Here is a 19,646-nt window from a genome sequence, read left to right as displayed (position 1 = left end):
AGCTTCCCTGTTTAAACACGCTTTAGCATCTCAAATATGCTCCTAGATAGCCCAAACAAGCAGCTCTCTTGTACATCTAGCGTGATGTTGCTGCGATAGTACGGGCTCAAATCCACTCCCATTCCCACACCATGAATCTCAATACCGTTTTTGGTCGACTCACGTTCAATCACCTGTTTGAGATGGTTATCTAAATAGAACTGATCGTTGGCGGTACTGGTAGCGGTATCCATCGGGCAGCCGTCTGAGAACACAATCAAAACCTTTCGCTGGGCGGTGTGCTGCTGCAATCGATGACTCGCGAACTGAACCGCTTCGCCATCAATCCCTTCTTTAAAGATGTCGGCTTTACGAAGACTCGCAATGCCAAGTCGAGAACGTCTCCAATGGGTATCAAAATCCTTAAACACGATGTGCCGAACTTCGTTTAAGCGGCCCGGGTGCTTTGGTTGGCCTTGTTTAAGCCACTGCCGATAGACCTTGCCACCGTTCCAGTTATTGGTCGTAAAGCCAATAATCTCGAAAGGGATGTTGGCCAGTCCAACGGATTTGAGAATTGTATCAATCAGTAGGCTTAGCTTGTGACTGTGCTTTTGCATTGAGCCAGAGCAGTCCATCAAAAATGTGATGGCACATTGAAGAGATGTACCGATGTCAGGTTGATAAAAGACAGTGCTATCCAATGGCGATGTGACGAGCTTGGTGATGGTGATGGCGTTAACAATGCCTTCTTCTAAATGGTCCTGACGTCGGTTCCTCTGTGGTGTGGCAACAAAGCTAGTAAGCATAGCGGCTAAACGGCGAGTGTTGACTTGTCTCGCCATGATGTCATCGGTTAGCTTTTGTCTCAGTTCGAGTAATAGGGTACGCCTGACGAGTTTGTCTGCGGCGATGACTTGATCAAATTCTGAATTAAAGACCTGATAATTGGCGCCCGACAACTCGAATACCTTGCTACTGCCTGTGATGTCGGTATCGACGTCTTGATCTTGAATGTCACCATCAACAATCAAGGCAAGCTGTGCAAGGATCTTGATGTCTTCTTCAACGGTTGGTGTGGGTGAGTTATCACTTTCCTGTTCTTGGATGATTAACTCTTGTGCAAGGGCTGCAAGCTCATTGGCACTGTGTGCAAACTGTTCTTGGTCTGTTCTATGTTGCTTTAAGCGTTTAAAGCTGTGACCGAAGGTAGGCACGATGCCGGCGCGAGTCGATTCAATGGTCTCAGCAATGGGGTCCGAAACCGGAACACCGGTTAAGCGGGTGTGGATGACTTGCATCAGAGTAAACAGCAACATGCCTATTCGTGATTCGGTGAAGCCATTCTGATGATATTGGTCGCTCCAATACGCAAAGTTGAACTGAATGCTGGTGGTAACGCCTTTTAGATAAGATGGAACTTGCGATTCAATTCGCACCTGCTCGCAGAAGTCATATAACAGACGTTCGACCTCGTTTTTCGGTCGCAATGAGTAGTGAAGATCAGCATCTGAAAGCAAGAGTCGTAATGCCGATGAATCGATCTTGCCTTGCATCGAAAGCTTACTGTTTTTCAGCTCGTGGCGAGATACAAAGGTGAGATCGTTGGTGTGGGCAGACTGGTAATAACAGGGCTTATTGCCTTTATAGAGTCGTTCTCCCCGATAGTTCAGATCGAGTTCACCACTGATTGCTCTGGCGACAGACACACCAATATCGAGGATCTTTTTCTGCTGAGAAGAAATATTGGCCATGGTTTACGACTCCGAGTGCGAATAATTTTGAGTATGCGCTTCCAAGGCTTCACCAAAGCAACGGAAATAGTATTCGCTAACCAGTTCTTTCTCTTCGTCTTCGCAGCGATTTAAGAATGAAAGCCTAAATGCCGTCGCTACATCGTCGAATATTTGGATGTTTTCAGCCCAAGTGAGCACTGTACGCGGAGACATCACAGTCGAAAGGTCGCCAGCCCGAAACCCGTTACGCGTTAAACCAGCGGTGGCGATCATTTTCTCTACTAATTGTTGACCGCTTTCATCGTTTAGCTCCGGGCGCTTTGACAACACTATCTTGGTTTCATGTTGTGGGTCTAAATAGTTGAGCGTAGCGATGATGTTCCATCTATCTAACTGACTGTGGTTAAGCACTTGAGTACCCGAATACAAACCTGAAAAATTACCCAAGCCAAGCGTGTTGCACGTAGCAAACAGGCGGAAAGAAGGGTGGGGAGTGATCACGCGGTTTTGCTCGAGAGAAGTGTATTTGCCGTCTTGCTCTAAGAGTTGCTGAATCACAAACATCACATCAGGTCGACCCGCGTCGTATTCGTCCAATACCAATGCGATGGGTTGCTGGATACTTTGTGGAAGAATGCCTTCCTTAAACTCTGTCATAGACAGGATCTTAAGAGCTAACTTGTTTATTTAGATAGAAAAAAGGCTTCATTTATGATCAGATAATCGTCGCCAAACAAACTACCTACATCAATAGTGAAGCCGATGACGATTATCTCCTTACAGAAGCAATTTAAGCAATTCTTTAATGCTGACACCCTCCAAAAAATGGCGAAAAGTACTGGCCTGATGAAACGGTGTCGGGCGATATTACCCGAGCAGCTAGTCATTAGCTTAGTGGCCGCGTTAAGCAAAGGAAACTGCACTTCCATTGCGGATTTACTGCGACAATTCAATGGGATGTGCTTGAGCCCTGAAGGTGCCGTGGCATACAAGCCTTACCATAACCAGTTGAGGAAAAATGAGTTTCCTAATTTCATGCGGCAACTTGTTATGCGAGCAATAGCTCAATTTGCTCGCCAGCAGAATGTCGGTCTACCAAATAAGCTCGACACCTTTGATGATGTACTGCTTCAAGATGGCAGCTCTTTCCACATCCATCGTGACCTGGCGGATGTTTATCCGAGTCGATTTAAACGTAACCCTGCAGCGGTTGAATGTCATATGACAATGTCGTTGAAAAGCTTTTCTCCAGTCGCGATGAACATCAGCGCTGATACGGCATCAGAAAGAGATTTTTTACCTGAGCCCAAAACGATGAACAACAAATTGCTGTTAGCTGACGCAGGGTATCCTGATTTCCACTTCTTTCGAGAGCTTGAACAGCATGGCGGATTCTATATTGTCCGAGGTGCTAAGTCTCTGAACCCTATGATTATTGAGGCAAGGAACGGCAAGGGGCGACTGCTGCCTAAGCTAGAAGGGAAGAAGCTGAAAGACATTACTCGAGGTACCAACCGTTCGCAGGTCCTTGACCTAAAAGTCCTTCGAGGTAAACAAGAGTTTAGAGTCGTGCGACGATGGTTTGCTGAAGAAAAACGATTCTGCATTTGGATAACTAACTTACCTTCAGACACCTCTACTGCCGATGACATCATGGCGATCTACCGCTGTCGATGGCAGGTGGAACTGCTTTTTAAAGAGTTAAAGTCTCACACCAACTGGCAACGATTTGTCACCGCACAAAAGGCCATCGTTGATGGGCTCATCTGGGCCAGTTTACTTGCGCTGATCATTAGGCGTAGTATTGCGCTTCAGATAATGCCATCGGTCTCATTGTTTAAAGCGGCAAAAAATGTGGATGTCTGGCTGTTACCAATATTTGAATGTATCAGTCACGGCGCATGGTCAGAAATCAGCAATAAAATCGAATGGGCTACCAGTTATATATCAAGGAACGCTCAAAAGTCCGCGCAGAGGAAGTCTAAAGAAAACATTACGTTAGACGGAATTTACGCTGAGCTTAGTGCTTAAGGTTCTGTCTATGTGTCCGGCCATGGTATTTTCGAGAGTGTTAGAGAAAGTGCAATCGAGAATGTGGTCGGGCAATATTAACGGGTATTGGCAATGTACTTAAGTGAATACCGGCAACCCGTATTTCAATAATCCTTAGTCAAACGTTAGAACATGAATTAAATGGCTGTTGTACATATAAGTGGTTTTAGTTATATAAACTTTGTCGTTCCTTATTAATCGACCCTTAGCTAATTGCTCCTTAGTTAATGGTTTTATAACTGTTAGTTATTGATGAGGATATATGGCCATTGATAAAGACATATACCTATTGTCATTTTTAAAATCATTCGTAACGATACTGATTAACCATGATAGTTAATTTTTAATTGTAATAAATTTAAATTAAGTGACCTATTACATGCATGCTGTGAACAATAAACGTTATATAAGCTCACTCGAAGAGCTGTATAAAATAATTGATTCATTAATGAATGAATGCAGTGACCAACGTGGTTTGATGTAAAACGTGTGTGATTATGAAAATAATAATCTAATGCCAAGTTTAGGCCGTTCCAATCGTAAGAACATACGCCGTGTCGAACAAGAGTTGCTTTCAACAGTGAGAGTTTACGGTGGTCACTCGCTGAGCTCATACGACATAAATGATTGGTTATTGATGTGTTTAGCCAAAAAGCAGGGCTTTCCCACCCGTTTACTTGAATGGACAGATAGCCTGATTAATGCGTTGTGGTCTGTGTGCCATAGCCAAAGTAAAGACTGCATCAATATTGTTAAAGTGATTAATTATCATAGGGTTAGTGTTTTTAACTCACCTTATGAACTTGAAAGAACTCAGATCTTCAAAGTAGCCGACTGCGATAAGCAAGAGCAACGAACGGATAAGTGGTATTCCATTCATCCATTTAAGGACGGCAGTAATGATGCCATTCAGCCTTTGTACGATGAGAAAGAATATTCAAACGGTCTAGTATCCGTTCATGTTCTTCCGTCAGCCAAAGTAAATCTGATAAAGGAGTTAATATCCATGAATGTGTTAAATGAACCTGCAGAGTATAACGAAGAGACACTGGTTGATTTGAAAAATGAATCACACGTCGATGGAAATAAGGTTATGGGTAAAGATGGAAGCAACATCGAATTACAAGTTAATACTCATAATCGAACTTTGGAACAATATGGTCGAAAGTACCATCAAGATTTTGACTTCGACTAACGATTAATATCTTTATTGAAAATTAAGGCTTCGCTCAAGTCTGATTTTAATTGTTTAAATAGAGTGAAGTCTTGTTTAAATAAACTTAGAACACTAATTAAATTTATAAAAATACGAAATCTGTGAGCTTAGAGATTGTATATAACACTACTCGAAGTTAGAGTTGTGCGACTTGTTATCAAGTTGTTAAATTAATCGGGTTTCTAGTTTAAAAACTCTAATAAAAAAGTGGCGCAAAGCTACTGAAATTTAAACCAATAACGTAAACATAAAGGATTCTGGAATATGAATATGCAAACCAATGCAACGACGTTCGTGCTGGAAAACCAAGTCGACACCGCCTTTTTACAGTCATTCAGTGATGCTTGGAATAACCATGATATCGAAGCGTTAATGTCGTTCATGACTGAAGACTGTGTCTTCCACACCGTGGCAGGTGAAGGCTTGCTTGGAAATACTATTGAAGGGTACGAAGCCGTTCGCAATAGCTTTGAATTGGTTTGGCAGAACTTTCCAGATGCAGCTTGGATCGACCCTGTCCACTTTGTATGTGGTGACCGCGCGGTGAGTGAATCGACGTTCTCTGCGACTAACCCAGATGGTAGCATCATCGAAGCTCGCATGGTCGACGTGTTTACTCTGAAAGATGGAAAAATCAGCGTAAAATTCTAAGCCCAGACGATAAACCGATTCTTACTGAGATGTTGAATCTCGCCAAAGAAAATGGGCGTGGAGTTTACACCTATCGATGGCTGAATCCGCTGTCGAGTAAAGTCGAAACCAAGCATACCTACTACCGAGTGATCGACAATAAGTTGGTTGGGGTGGGTTATTACACAAAATTAAACAAGACGTAAAAGTGTTTCTAGTGAGCCCTCAGCCCAGGTAAATAAAGGGCTAGGGGCTCGAAATACGGGTGTGTGTAAAAAAGCAATTTAGTAAAATTCACAGTGTGAAATTTTTGTTGTGAAATTGTTTTAAAAATACAAGTAGTATGAAATACATGGAAGCAACACAGTAAAGAACAATTTTGAAAAGGGTCAATCAGGATTTTTGACCGACATGAAATTCAAAGCCGTAAGAGGGAAAGACTATGAATATGCTGACACTAGACAAAACAGAACTTCACAGAAACCATTCAACATTTATTGCTGAAGCTGTCTTTGCCGTCGAAATGGTGAAAGCAGACAAGCAACTCGAAAAACAAAAAATGGCGAAACAGTTGCTTGATACTCTATTTCCTTTAGAGACGGGTTCACATGAAGACGTAGTGAGCTATGAGATCGATTACCGACACGTTCAGGTTTACTTCAAGAATGGCGAACATACTGGACTGAAACGCGCTAAACACTTTGTGGCTTACACAGGTGATAAATCTAAGCCTTCAGCAATCCTATTCCGTGATGAAAGCGGTACGCACGTTGAAGTGACAATCGGCGCTCGTAAAGGCACAGGCCGTCTGGAGTTGGTTGATATTCAAGATATCCAATTAGAGACGTGCACCACGTTTGGTCAAACTGAGGCGAGCCGTTCTTCTGGCATCCGTCACTGGGTGAGCTTAGTAAAAGGCGATGAAAGTGGCCGCCCGAATGCATCAAGTGAAGACAAAGAGTTCACGGCGAAAAATGGTGAAGACTATAACCTAGGTTTTTGCTTCGCAATCTAACGAACTGTCTTTGAAATGTGCAGTGCTGATCTGTGAGACGCAGCACTGACATTTGAGCACTGATTTCTCTTTTACCTTTGGTAACTTTCCCCGCCCCTATAGCGGGGCTTTTTTATTAGAGCTATAAGTAAATTGGGTGATTATTAAAATTATCTGCAAAAAGTTTGGATGTGATTTTACGGTGCGTCATTTTAATTTAAATTGTTGTATTTGAAGGTTTTTATTTTTTTATTTTATTCTGTTTTTATTGGGTTAACTATCACTATCAACGGTGGTTTGGGTGACTGTTGAGCTAAAACTCAGTCAAAATGCTTTGAGCTGTGCTATAATGTGCGCCTTGGGATTGAGCCAGTAAGTCCATTTGTCACTAACTATTGTGATTTTTATTGCCTTTTATTTAGGCGGTTCGGCGAGCCAATCAAGTAGTAATTGGATACGGAGAGCGTCCTTATATTCGTTGATTCGGATATGCGAACATCATAATTTATGAGTTTTAAATCAAAAAAATACAGTATTGATTCTACTGACTATCAAGTTGGTCAAGATAACGTCAGTAAATGGGGCATGGATGTCCATAACACAGTCTTCGTAGCCTCAGTAGGCTTATCTCTTCTCTTCATCATCACTCTTCTTGCTCTTCCTCCTGCAGATGCTAAAGCTGCAATTGATTCTATTAAGGGTGCTGTTCTATCAAAGTTTGACTTCCTGTTTATGTGGGGAGCTAACATCATGCTAGCGTTTGCTGTTGTTCTTGCTTTTTCACCGTTGGGTAAAATCCGTTTAGGTGGTGAAGACGCGACGGCGGACTATTCAATGTCATCTTGGATTGCGATGTTATTCGCAGCAGGTATGGGTATTGGACTTATCTTCTGGGGTGTTGCAGAGCCAACTGCATTCTTCACGAACTGGTTCGGAACGCCATTAGACGCAGAACCTTTCACAGCCGCTGGTCGTGAACTGGCGCTAGGCGCAACCGTATTCCACTGGGGTTTTCATGCATGGGCTATCTATGGCATGACGGCGCTTTGTCTGGCGTACTTTGTTTATAACAAAGGCTTACCGCTATCAATGCGTTCTGTGTTTTACCCAATTCTGGGTGAGCGTGTGTGGGGCAAAACTGGTGATGTAATCGATGTACTAACCGTACTGGTTACTCTGTTTGGCCTTGCGACTTCATTGGGCTTAGGTGGTACACAAGCAGCAAGTGGTATTAGCCACGTGTTCGGTTTGGAAAACAACATCTTCCTTCAGCAATCTATCATCGTTCTGATCATGGGCTTGGCGATCATCTCTGTACTACGTGGTATGGACGGTGGTGTTAAGTTCCTAAGTAACCTGAACATGGTTATTGCATTCATATTCCTTGGTCTTATCGCTGTATTGAATTTCACAACTGTGCTTGATTCAATGGCAACGGCGGCAACGGGCTATGTGAAAAATATCGTAGCTTTGAGCCAAAGTGCGGGTCGTGAAGACACAACATGGCTGCATGGTTGGACTGTGTTCTACTGGGCATGGTGGGTAGCGTATGCACCTTTCTTCGGTATGTTCGTAGCGCGTATTTCTAAAGGCCGTACGGTTCGTGAATTCCTACTTTGCGTATTGATTATCCCAACATTGGTAACGTCGGCTTGGATGTCGATCTTCGGTGGCGTAGCTATCGAGCAAGTAATTAACCATGTGGGACAACTTGGCCTCGACCAAGGCATTACAGACGTATCTCTAAGCTTGTTCTACATGCTAGATGCTTACTCGTTCGGTAGCATTCTGTCAGTTCTCGCAGTCGCACTGATCATTGTGTTCTTCGTTACAACGTTGGACTCAGGCTCTATCGTTATCGATGGCATGACAGCGGGTGGTAAACTAGAAGTGCCAGTGAAACAGAAAGTCGTTTGGGCGGTTATCTCAGGCGCTATCGCAATGGTAATGCTGTGGATTGGTGGTACTCAATCAATCCAAGCTCTGCAATCTATTACGATTATTGCAGCACTGCCGTTTACGATCATTCTTTTGATTGGTTGTGTGAGCTTGTTGAAAGGCCTACTGACAGAAGTCGGTAAAGGGCAAGAAACGGTTACTCCGGCCACTAAGTAAGTACCTCTAGATAGGAACTTACTCTAATCAGCAGATTCAAAGCTCCCTTGCACCGCGTGCAAGGGAGCTTTTTTATGCCGTAGAAGACATCAGCGAAAGAGAAACAAAAAAGAGCCACAAGTGAGTAGTCATTTGTGGCTCTTTTAGTTCTTGGCTCTTAGTTATTAGTCTAGGTGCCCGGTTCTAGCTATGAGCGGGTTTACGCTTACGCGTTCAATTCGTGCTGAATAACGTAATCCAAAGCACCAACAACAGCAGCAACTTGAGCATCGTTACACTCTTCGTCTGTTACTTTGTCACTGTCTGGGTAAACCTCTGTGGTTGTACCGTACTTACAGTCAGTCACGCCGCCACATAAGCCAAGCTTCTTCATTGGGTAGTTGATCACGCCGTGTTGAGTGACGTCTGAACCAATGATCTTGCCTTCGTCATCCGCAGGCGCAATGTGGGTTACTTTTTCAACTGAAGCGATGACAGCAGCTTGGAATTCAGGTTGTGGGTTTTCAGTATCGCCAACAGTGTAGAAACCGTCTGGGATCATACCTTCGATGTACTCAATGCCATCACGAGCTGCGAGTGCAGGTCGGAATTCAGTTTCATCAGAGTCAGTCGTCTCATGCAGGTCAACGTGAACCAATACTTCTGGCAGAGACGCTACTAGAGCTCGTAGGTTTGCTGATTCTTCTGCTGGCGTACCGTCGTAGAAAGAGCGGTTTGGATCAACAGCATTTGGATTCCAGCGGTTGATCACTTCGTAGCCCCAAGGGCTTACACAAGGTGCGACAACAATGTTGAAGTGCGCTGCGTATTTCTCTGCTTGAGTCGCAGCGAATTTGATCGCGCCATGCACGCCACTGGTTTCGTAACCGTGAACACCACCTGTTACCAGAATCGTCGGCTTTGACTCGTCCCAGTTTTTGCTCTTGATAGCGAAGAGTGGGAAGCGAGCTTCGTCGTAGCTCAGTGCGCCGTATTGTTCGATGTCAAAGCGGTCTGCCAGTGCTTTAATCTTTGGTACAACTTCTTGCTGGTATTCACGCTTAACCGTTCGTTGAGCTAACCATGTTTCACGTTCTGCTTGTTGCCATTTTTGCCCTAGCTTACCAATCGGGTAGGTAGATTCACTTTTCATCTATACTTTTTCTTTTATGTTCGTGAAAGATTAAGACAGATTATTCCTGTCTAACAGAGACAGCAATAGAAAACACAACTTGTGACTTTATTTTTTACAGACTCATAACTTTGATGAGTGAATTGATGGTGTTACATTTTATTGATGGTTCAATTCTTTATAAAGAGACAACAAAATGGCTGGAGCAAGTTTACTAACACTGTTAGATGACATTGCAACCGTGTTGGATGATGTCGCATTGATGTCTAAGGTAGCCGCTAAAAAAACCGCAGGCGTATTAGGTGACGATCTAGCCCTTAACGCCCAGCAGGTATCCGGTGTTTCTGCTGAAAGAGAAATCCCAGTGGTATGGGCGGTTGCAAAAGGCTCATTTAAAAACAAGCTGATTTTGGTTCCGGCAGCACTATTGATCAGTGCATTCATTCCTTGGTTGATCATGCCACTACTGGTGATTGGTGGTCTGTTTCTTTGTTTTGAAGGGGCAGAGAAAATCTTAGAAAAGCTTTTTCCTCATGCTCATCAACACGAAGAGAAAGATGAGGAAAGCAGCTCGGGTGAATCTGTTGAAGAGTATGAGAAGCGAAAGGTCTCAGGCGCAATTCGTACCGACTTCATCTTATCTGCGGAAATCATTGTGATAGCTCTGGGTACCGTAACGGGTACAAGTATCGTGACTCAGATTCTTGTCGTAAGTTTGATAGCCGTTGTGATGACGATTGGTGTTTATGGCTTAGTGGCTGGGATCGTTAAGCTGGATGATTTAGGTTTTTATCTCCAGCGCACATCGAATGGGAGTACCATTAAAACCCGATTGGGTAATGGGTTAGTCGCCTTTGCACCAAAGCTGATGAAGATGCTTGCGGTTGTCGGCACGGCTGCGATGTTCTTGGTTGGTGGCGGTATTGTGGTGCACAACGTTCCTGCGATTCATCATTTAATTGAACCGATTATTATGGATTTTAGTGGACATACGATTGCGACTGCGGTGGTACCAACGCTATTAAATGGTGTGATTGGGGTTTTATCTGGATTGATTGTCGTTGCTATTTGGACTGCTATCGGAAAAATTCGCGGTAAGTAATCGTTAAATTACTGCTGGGAATAAGACAGTCTTTTATCGAAACAAAAAAGGGTCACCATAATTATTATGGTGACCCTTTTCGCTAAATGGAGGGTGTTTATTTAACAGCCCAAGTGCTTATTTTACAGACCAAGCAATCGTCTCGCCGCCACGGATTGGCACAACGATGTCTGAACCGAAAGGCATGGTTTCAGCAACATTCCACTCTTCTTTAACGAGCGTAATTGTATCTGAGTTACGTGGCATGCCGTAGAAGTCTGGGCCATTGTGGCTCGCGAATGCTTCTAGGTTCTCAATCTTGCCTTCTAAATCGAATACTTCAGCGTACAGTTCAACCGCAGCGTGCGCTGTGTAAGAACCTGCACAACCACACGCTGACTCTTTTGCACCTTTAGCGTGTGGTGCAGAGTCTGTACCCAAGAAGAACTTCTTGCTACCGCTTGTTGCTGCTTCAATAAGTGCTAACTGGTGTGTGTTGCGCTTAAGGATAGGTAGGCAGTAGAAATGTGGCTTAATGCCGCCAACCAACATGTGGTTGCGGTTATAAAGCAAGTGGTGAGCAGTAATGGTTGCCGCTACGTTCTCGTTAGCGTTCTTAACGAAAGTCGCAGCATCTGCCGTCGTGATGTGCTCTAGAACGATCTTCAGGTTAGGGAAGTCGTTAACAATCGGTGCAAGTACTGTGTCCAGGAACTGCTTCTCACGGTCAAAGATATCAACATCGTGAGCCGTTACTTCACCGTGTACCAGCAGCAACATACCCACTTCTTGCATTGCTTCGAGTACGTGGTAAATCTTTTGAGCTGAAGTTACACCTGAATCAGAGTTAGTCGTCGCGCCAGCAGGGTATAGCTTCGCTGCTACAACAGCGCCAGATTCTTTCGCTTTACGAATTTCATCAGGTGTTGTGTTGTCTGTCAGGTAAAGTGCCATTAGAGGCTGGAATTGCTCGCTTGGCTGCTGTGCCATGATGCGTTCACGGTAAGCAAGAGCCATTTCGGTATCGGTTACCGGTGGGATCGTATTTGGCATGATTAACGCTCGACCATTGTAACGGCTGATATCGCGAACTGTATCTTTTAATACTTCGCCATCGCGTAGATGAACGTGCCAGTCGTCAGGACGAGTAATCGTAAGTTGTGTCATTGAAGGCTCCCACCATTTGAAGTGTTATGTAGTTGGAGCCTAAACTCGGCGAAATCTGTGAAAGCAATCGCTTACGTTTAGGCGACAGGATGATAGTGGAAAAGTACTTTCATTTCATCCTATTTTTAACTCTTCATGGCTAGGAGCTTGTTTTTATGGATATTTTATTCGGTATCTATTTGTTAATAAGGGTTAGCGGGTGGCTACCCACAGACCATGGATCATTCCTGGAACCCAGAAGAAGAAAGTAAGAATGATATTAATCACCAAATCTTTCCCGGCGCCACGAGCGAAGAACACGCCAACAGGCGGAAGCAGTACACATAAAATGATAATGACGAGTTTGTTCATGATAAATCCTTTTTATTCAATGAAGGTTCAATGCGATAACCGTGTTCAAATTATAGAACGTATGGCGAAAGCTAATGCATTGGTGTCTTTATGTATATAAGACAGCCGTTTAAACATCTCAAGATATTAGCTTAGTATCAAGTGTTTAATGCCTACCAGTTTATCTATTTATAACCAAATGCTTATAATCAGTATTCCCATCAAGATATACATTTAATCATTTGAAGTTTGGCCGTGATTTTATGACTAGGCATTTCCAAGAGTCAATTTTACATATTTGCTAAACATATCCAGTTACAAAAAGATAACATCGCAATCTAATGTAGCATTCGTATGCTACAAGGTTAAATTTTAAAAAGGTCAAACGATATGTTAGATGTGTTGCCAAAGAAGGCTAATTTGTTGCAGGTAGCTTTAATCTTGGCTGTTTCAGGTTGTAATGGTGATTCAGGAGTTGGTTCTACTTCGGGCCCAGATAGCCCAGATAGGCCAGATCAATCGAACGTACTTTACTCCGTTCAAGATACCATGCAGCACACTAAACCTCGTGAAACTTTTTATGTTGATCTCTCCAACAATATGGAAAGTTCTGATGGGACACCTGTTGCTCTGCTGAATGTTGAATCCCTTAATTCTGACTATCATTGCGATGTGGTTTCTAACGACCAAAATGGTTTTTATATTAAAGCAACGCAAGTAAACCTATGTGACTACCGATTTCGTGTTGGATCCTCTGTGTCAAGAATGTCAACAGCGATATCTTATGATGGCTATAGTGAGGCTACAGCTCGAATCGCTATAGCTGAAAACAGTGAACAATTAATACCCATATCATCTGCAACTTCAACTGGAACACCCATTTCGGTGAACGTGAAGGACGAGTTAGCAAATTTGGGGTACGAGGTCGACACGAGTCGCTATACACTTAGTATGACGCTAACTTTGCCTAATAGCGATTCAACGCTTTCATCAGCAGTATCTGATCCCGCGAATAACGTTATAGAGTATACTCCAGGTGCTGGACTTGAATCTGGAGTTGAGAGGGTTTTATATAGCTATAGTGATGGAGTAAATGTTCTTAGTGGTAGCCTGGATATTGCAGTTTCAACAACAGTAAATGGTGCTCCAATAGCTAACTCTACATATATACAGACATTTACCGATCCTGATACCTTAAAAATAGTGTCAGAAGTTCCATACGGGAAAACGGTCACAATTGACGTTTTGAGTCTCATTTCTGATCCTAATGGTGATTCATTACAATTAATTGATGTCTATGCTTACGATGCTGATGTTGCCATTATAGAAGATGCTAACTTAGATGGTAATCTGTTCAATGACACTATTTTCACGTTTACTACTTCTAATTCTGGCTATCACAATATCACTTACGTTGTCTCTGATAACAAAGGAGGCTTTGCCACCGGGATAATAAAGTTAAAATCCGAAGACTTATACCCGATAATTGTTTTTAATGAAGGCAATGTATATCAATCTGTTACTCCACCTTTAACTATGGAGCAGGCAGAAACTGCGAGTATTGAATTCGAAATAATAGGAACAGGAGATGGCACCAATGCCGTCGATAATGTAACAACCGTAGCGCATTCGAAAGGTGTTGCTGAAGCAATTTGTACTGCAAGAGGTGCTTTTTTACCGAATCAAGTAGATTTGCAAGAACTTTATGCTTGGAAGCCTGATGGTCAAATATTTACAGACTATAGATATCCAAATGACAAACCGTATTGGACTAGTGACCAGGTTGATGAAACTACCACAACACTAGTCAATCTATTTGATGGTTCAGTCACTGCTAGTAATAATGAAGAGGTAAATTATGTTCTTTGTACTAATACTGAGTATATCCCAGAAATCACCCCAGTATCTATCAGTTTAAATGGTGTGACTTCGATTCAACGTGACTTAGATGTAGATAAACATGAATTATATCAGGCGACTATAACTAACTCAATTGGCCAAATGGAACAAGTTCCAGCCGAATATGTCAATTGGACAGTAACTGAGTTGAACGTTACTACCTTTGATGAACATACAGGTATCTTGACAGCGTATTCTACCGCAAATACTGAACCTCAATTTAATGTTAATATTGAAGCTTGCTATGAATCATTTTGTGATAACTTGAACGTTACTTTATTCGCACCTTTGGGTATAACTTCATATGAAGGAAGTGAATTTCTTCCGTTGTTTACGAGAGAACAAGTACTCCGCTATAGTGATAATAATACTTCGATTTTTGCTCCGAATGATACTGACGATTATTCGTATTCGGTAATCAGAAGTTTTGGGTATAACGCAAATGACACGAACTTTATAGAGTCTGGATATGATAGCAGCCAGACTGAATATTACTGCTCATCAATAAACTTCGATGGTGGTGGGTGGAAAGAATTTGACTCGTCAACTATTGCACTTCGGTTTGCTGGCGCTTGGAATGCAGACCCTGCATATAAAGCCATAACTGTAGGTCGTATATATTCAAATTCCGATTACCAAGATGAGTTTTGGTTCCGAGGAAATGGTTTTCTCTATAAGTTTTACATTAATAATTACGCGGAACCAACTAGTGATAACGGTGGTATCACGTATTATAGAGGTCCTGAAGATACTCCTGAGGCCGACCAAAATTACTTTGGTAGCCAAGTACACGTTTTTTTATCATGCTATAGATGATAGTTATGAGTCTGTCTCCCTTTAAAGTAGGTTGAAAATCTTTAGTAAGCCAGTAGCGATGTTACTGGCATTTTTAATGCGAATTATTTACGTGTTATTGTCATGTTGATATTTATTAATTAATAACCGCAAGGTAAATTCTCCGTCTCACTCTATTTCCCCAACTAAAGACATCACTTGTAAATTAAACGCTAGATTATAATAACTTAGGTTACGATTTAGGTAGTTTAACTTGTGATGGTCATAATTAATATTATATAAAGCAATATAATAAAATAGTTATGATGCTCATTTTTATAACTCAGATAGTCACCAGCGTTACCCCTTCTCATATCCAATTGAAACACCTTTCTCAAAGTTTGATAATGGTTATTATGATATCCAATTTAGTGTAACTGAAAGTATTTATTGTACAGATCTTATTCCCTAGATAAATGAACTAGTCGGCGATATATCGACTAGGCATATTTAACTATAAATAATTTCAACGTGCTAACCTAAAGCGTAGTTATTTTAATATTATATGCCTGTTGTTTAGCAAGAGGCTAACGCAATGCTTATATTATATTAAAGGAAATAAAATGAAAAAATTAACACTCATTACATTATTGTCTGCAATTACTGTTGTTCCGGCTTTTGCTGCACCTGGCGATACCTCTATTGGTTCTGTAGTATTCAGCGGCTTTGTTCCTGGTTTTGTATCCAACGGTGACATCCTTGTTACTGGTGCGGGCGGTAGTGAAGACCCTGCTTCTTTTGTTGGTACGTTACAGGTGAACGCTGACGGTACGTTCGCAACGACTAAACCAGTTGTTTTGGAAGCGCATGACTACACGGGGGCTGTGCTTGGGGCTTTAACTCCAGCTAACTGGACGGTATCACAAGTAAATGTGCTTCCAGCTTCAATGAGTGAAGTACAGTCTAACATTGTCGTCGGCGATAACATTTCAGCGACGGAGCTTACTGCAGCTGACTACTTAGCTTCAACTCAACTTTCAGCAGGCGATACGGTTCAACTGTATGTTGCTAACGATACAGCACACTCAACTCCAGATGATATTGCTGGTACAGAAGTTATCGTTAACGTTGATATGATTGCAACTTTGCCATAAGAAACAATCTCATTATTTGATAGGCACTTAATTAATTAAGTGCCTTGTTTTTCGAGGCTGATGAAAATGAATATCTATATAAATTATTTCTTTCTATTATTGCTTGTTATTTTTAGTTTCAATAGCTTTGGCTATGAAAGCTATTCATTTCCAGTAAATACACAAATAAATAGAGCGAATTTGTATGACTATTCTATAAATGTAGATTTATCTGATGAGTTTATTGCACTGAAGTATGATAGTGAGAACGAAACCTTTCTAAATGGGCGTTTTTATTCTTATATTAGAACGAATATACCAACAAGCACTGGGGATTCGTTTGAATACAGTTATAACATATCAGAGTTAACTTCTAAATGTGTTCTCAACGATAGCGGTGAGACTATGTATGATGATTTTATCGATCTCTATATCGATAGAAAACATTACTCTGATATTTCAGATATACCAAACTTTGAATTTAATAATATTAAAAATACTGAATATGAAAACTCTACCAATGAATTTGAATTAGTGACAAATAAAAATATACCGAGTGATGAGCCATTAGATTGCAATGGTCGTATTACGTTCAATGTGGAGCTTCAACTATAATGTTTATTAGACTTTGGTTTGGTTTAAACTTAATTATCATATTTTTCTTGGCCATAATATATAGTTCAAAATCCGTCGCAAATATTCCAGATGGATTTGAAGATATGTTTGAAGAGAAGTTGATAAGAATGCCACTAATTCTCTCGGCTGATAAGAACAAATTATTCTATTCGGAAGCTTTCATCTCGGGTGATGAAGTAAGAATTCCCACTTCACAAAAACAACTTGTAGCACAAGCATTGGCGAATGAACTTGGTATTGAGAAAGATGTTAGCGATGCGATGGCAACAACACTGGTAAATGGGGTTGAATCGAGCCTAGATTGTAAAGGTTATCGAAGTGAATGTGGTCTACTACCTGATTTATATGATTTTGTTTATGTTCCAGATAGCCAATCATTGATTATTCATGTTAACTCACAATTCTTAACTGAGATAATAGAAGAGTCAGAAATAAAATTTGTAAAAGAAGAGATCGATCAAAACGCGATCATTATGTCACATGGTTTGAATCTATCTGGTTCTTATAGCGACAACACTGATTATACATCGTCTTATTCTTATCAACATGAAAATTATGCAGGTTTTGGCAAGTATGGCTATTTGCATAATGATCTAAACTTTAGTGATGTCAATGGTTTCAGTTCGGATGACTCATCGTATAACTATGTTGGTGGTAATACTCGTTTCTCTGTCGGGTATAAATACCAAGAACGCTCTTGGAATAGTACTCAGTTTTTAGAAAATGGCAGCAAAACTTCTGGTTACATGTTGTCGATTGGATCGACGAGAGAGCTAGTAAAAAAATCATCTCCTAATTCTAGACGAGTATATTTGAACATTTCAAGAGCTGGTCGACTAGAAATTAATGATGATAGAGGCCGTGTTCTATTAAGTCGTAATGTGGATGCAGGGCAAGAATACTTTGACTATAACGAGCTACCATCTGGTACTTATACTGCGACAATTCGAATATTTGATGGCAGTGAAGAGTTTTACACAGAAGATAGGTTGATAGTCAATACAAGCTCTTCGTCGATTAAAACCGGCGAACTAGATTATCATATTACAGCCGGTTATTTATCAAGAGACCTGACGAATACGGGACTAGAGGACGATTTTGACCAGAAATCCATCAACTTTGCTTATGATAATTATGAAAGTCCAATGTTCACCAATGGGAAATTGAGCTATCAAGTTACGGATTTTTTTGCACTGGGTGCAGGTTCGTTTATTACAGGGGAAGATAATTATAATTATGTTGGTGGTCACTTATCTTTAGGGGAAGTGTCCAGAATATCGGCAGTAACAGGATTATTTGACGATGGATCTAGTTTTTATAATTTTGATGTGGGGATTTATAACTTAAGTGTATCTTACACAAAATTTGATAGTGAAAATGATAATAGTATTGGAGATATTAGTTTGTCTGAACTTTTATTCAGTAACTCGAACTATACATCATTATCAGTAAATTACAACAAGTACTTAACGAGAAATATATCATCATATATATCGGGTATATTAACAAAAAACCAATATAAAGATTTTAGTAATGGTTATAATAATGAATCAGAAAGTTGGTCTGCAAGAAGTGGCGTGCAGATATCATCATTACCACTTGACTCAAAGGTGAACTTAGAGTTATCAGCAAGTGAATCGAGCGATATAAATTATGGTGTTATGGCCTCAATAATTATTCCAATAGGCCAGGAAAACACATACACACATAGTACACAAGCACAAATAGATGATAGTGGTGATGTTGCGCTATCGCATAGAGATACAGTCTCAAGTAGTCTAATTAACAGAAACAATCTAAATGTATCAAGCTCTGCGGGACTTTATTATCAAGATTCTACTGAAGACCAAAGCAGTGCCGATTTATCATTGTCTGCAAATTATAAGAATAAACATATTGACTCAAACTCTTATGCCTATATCAATTCAAGTAGTAATACAAGTGTTTCTGCATATATTGGTACAAGTAATATCATAACTTCTCAAGGAATAGAGTTTACGAGTGAAAAGTCATCTTCTTATTTTATTTCGAATAATGATACAGGGGAACTGTCTTCGGATGGAAAATTCTTGGCGGTAGTTAACTCCGAGCAGAATGGAAAACAAAGCAATGCTTATGTTAGTGGAGATGCTTTGACGGTATATCCATTAAAAGAGTTCTATGAATATGAATTCAAGCTTGATACGGAAGCCTCTGATTTTTACAACAATGGTGAGTCTTATACGTCGGCTACTAGTTATCCAGGAACTGTTATCCGTTTGGATACGTCGTTGTCTGAGTTGAAATCATTTATATCGACGTTTAGTGATATAAATGGAAATCCAATAGACGGAGTTGAATGTATCGGTGGAGGTTGTGTTTCTACTGACAAGCTTGTTGAAGGTGTGTATCAATTTAAGGTGAAAGATAAACAACCTTACAAAATTATATCTAAGGAAAACCAATGTGTAATACCGGAGTTATCATCGGTTAATAATTTGAATTTAGGTAATAACTTCTGTATGCCATCATTCGAAGAAAATAGTGAAGGTTATCAGATAGCCCTAGTTGATGGTGTTTATTATTACTACTTAGGGCAATACAAGGATAGTAATATTGTATTGAACTATCAGAACAAACTGAACAACTCAGGTGTTGAAATTATAAACAAAAAGCTTGGCGGTTATTTGTATATATTCGCTAAGTCTCCTGAGCAACTAACTACGGCAAACAAACTGTATGTTGATGAACTCATTAATTATGCAGTTCATATGGAGATGACGCCATATGCTTATAACTAACATAGAGAAAATT

The 19,646-nt window shown here is 40.9% G+C and carries 13 protein-coding genes and 3 pseudogenes; 11 read left to right on the top strand and 5 right to left on the bottom strand.

Features of this window, described 5'->3' with window-relative positions:
• Positions 1-11 precede the first annotated feature (11 nt).
• On the bottom strand, positions 12-1,733 hold the full coding sequence (locus BCU07_RS13420) for a cobaltochelatase CobT-related protein (RefSeq protein WP_102429211.1): 1,722 nt from the start codon (positions 1,731-1,733) through the stop codon (positions 12-14).
• 3 nt (positions 1,734-1,736) lie between these two features.
• Positions 1,737-2,378 (bottom strand): annotated as a pseudogene (locus BCU07_RS13415) (aerobic cobaltochelatase subunit CobS); the annotation flags it as partial.
• A 99-nt stretch (positions 2,379-2,477) separates the two neighbouring features.
• Between BCU07_RS13415 and BCU07_RS13410 the strand changes: the two are divergent.
• From BCU07_RS13410 to BCU07_RS13385, 6 genes and pseudogenes are all read left to right on the top strand, one after another.
• Positions 2,478-3,746, top strand: coding sequence for an IS4 family transposase (locus BCU07_RS13410; protein ID WP_102427970.1), 1,269 nt, complete (start codon positions 2,478-2,480; stop codon positions 3,744-3,746).
• A gap of 400 nt (positions 3,747-4,146) precedes the next feature.
• Positions 4,147-4,962, top strand: a pseudogene (locus BCU07_RS13405) (FRG domain-containing protein).
• 285 nt (positions 4,963-5,247) lie between these two features.
• On the top strand, positions 5,248-5,634 hold the full coding sequence (locus BCU07_RS13400; protein WP_102427971.1) for a nuclear transport factor 2 family protein: 387 nt from the start codon (positions 5,248-5,250) through the stop codon (positions 5,632-5,634).
• Positions 5,625-5,819 (top strand): annotated as a pseudogene (locus BCU07_RS13395) (hypothetical protein); the annotation flags it as partial. The gene BCU07_RS13400 and the pseudogene BCU07_RS13395, both read left to right, overlap by 10 nt.
• A 236-nt stretch (positions 5,820-6,055) precedes the next feature.
• Complete coding sequence (locus BCU07_RS13390; RefSeq protein WP_017064292.1) at positions 6,056-6,628, top strand: malate synthase; 573 nt, start codon at positions 6,056-6,058, stop codon at positions 6,626-6,628.
• A 486-nt stretch (positions 6,629-7,114) separates the two neighbouring features.
• Complete coding sequence (locus BCU07_RS13385; protein WP_017059966.1) at positions 7,115-8,722, top strand: BCCT family transporter; 1,608 nt, start codon at positions 7,115-7,117, stop codon at positions 8,720-8,722.
• A gap of 205 nt (positions 8,723-8,927) precedes the next feature.
• On the opposite strand, the gene BCU07_RS13380 is transcribed toward BCU07_RS13385, so the two are convergent.
• A complete protein-coding gene (locus BCU07_RS13380; RefSeq protein ID WP_102427972.1) occupies positions 8,928-9,854 on the bottom strand; it encodes a M14 family metallocarboxypeptidase in 927 nt (308 codons plus the stop codon).
• Positions 9,855-10,029: 175 nt separating this feature from the next.
• Between BCU07_RS13380 and BCU07_RS13375 the strand changes: the two genes are divergently transcribed.
• Entirely contained in the window at positions 10,030-10,935 is a 906-nt protein-coding gene (locus BCU07_RS13375; protein ID WP_102427973.1) for a DUF808 domain-containing protein, read from the top strand.
• A gap of 117 nt (positions 10,936-11,052) precedes the next feature.
• On the opposite strand, the gene pyrC is transcribed toward BCU07_RS13375, so the two are convergent.
• Positions 11,053-12,081, bottom strand: a complete 1,029-nt coding sequence (pyrC, locus tag BCU07_RS13370; RefSeq protein ID WP_102427974.1) for a dihydroorotase — start codon at positions 12,079-12,081, stop codon at positions 11,053-11,055.
• A 192-nt stretch (positions 12,082-12,273) separates the two neighbouring features.
• A complete protein-coding gene (locus tag BCU07_RS13365; RefSeq protein WP_017059962.1) occupies positions 12,274-12,432 on the bottom strand; it encodes a YqaE/Pmp3 family membrane protein in 159 nt (52 codons plus the stop codon).
• 369 nt (positions 12,433-12,801) lie between these two features.
• On the opposite strand from BCU07_RS13365, the gene BCU07_RS13360 reads away from it, so the two are divergent.
• The 4 genes from BCU07_RS13360 to BCU07_RS13345 all read left to right on the top strand — a co-directional run bounded on the left by BCU07_RS13360 (position 12,802) and on the right by BCU07_RS13345 (position 19,633).
• Positions 12,802-15,126: an adhesion domain-containing protein gene (locus BCU07_RS13360; RefSeq protein WP_102427975.1), complete on the top strand. Its 2,325-nt coding sequence runs from the start codon at positions 12,802-12,804 to the stop codon at positions 15,124-15,126.
• Positions 15,127-15,707: 581 nt separating this feature from the next.
• The gene (locus tag BCU07_RS13355) at positions 15,708-16,238 is read left to right on the top strand and encodes a hypothetical protein (protein WP_102427976.1); all 531 of its coding nucleotides are present in this window, start codon (positions 15,708-15,710) and stop codon (positions 16,236-16,238) included.
• 66 nt (positions 16,239-16,304) lie between these two features.
• Positions 16,305-16,832 carry a hypothetical protein gene (locus BCU07_RS13350; protein ID WP_241910040.1) on the top strand — a complete coding sequence of 176 codons (528 nt, stop codon included), beginning with the start codon at positions 16,305-16,307 and terminating at the stop codon, positions 16,830-16,832.
• Complete coding sequence (locus tag BCU07_RS13345) at positions 16,832-19,633, top strand: CS1-pili formation C-terminal domain-containing protein (RefSeq protein ID WP_102427978.1); 2,802 nt, start codon at positions 16,832-16,834, stop codon at positions 19,631-19,633. Before BCU07_RS13350 ends, BCU07_RS13345 begins: the two co-directional genes overlap by 1 nt.
• The last annotated feature ends 13 nt before the right edge of the window (positions 19,634-19,646 follow it).

The sequence above is a fragment of the Vibrio sp. 10N.261.54.E10 genome, from assembly GCF_002877735.2.
GTDB classification, from domain to species: domain Bacteria; phylum Pseudomonadota; class Gammaproteobacteria; order Enterobacterales; family Vibrionaceae; genus Vibrio; species Vibrio crassostreae_C.
The sequence above is the reverse complement of the archived record's forward strand: the minus strand, read 5'-3'. Positions and strand labels throughout refer to the sequence as shown.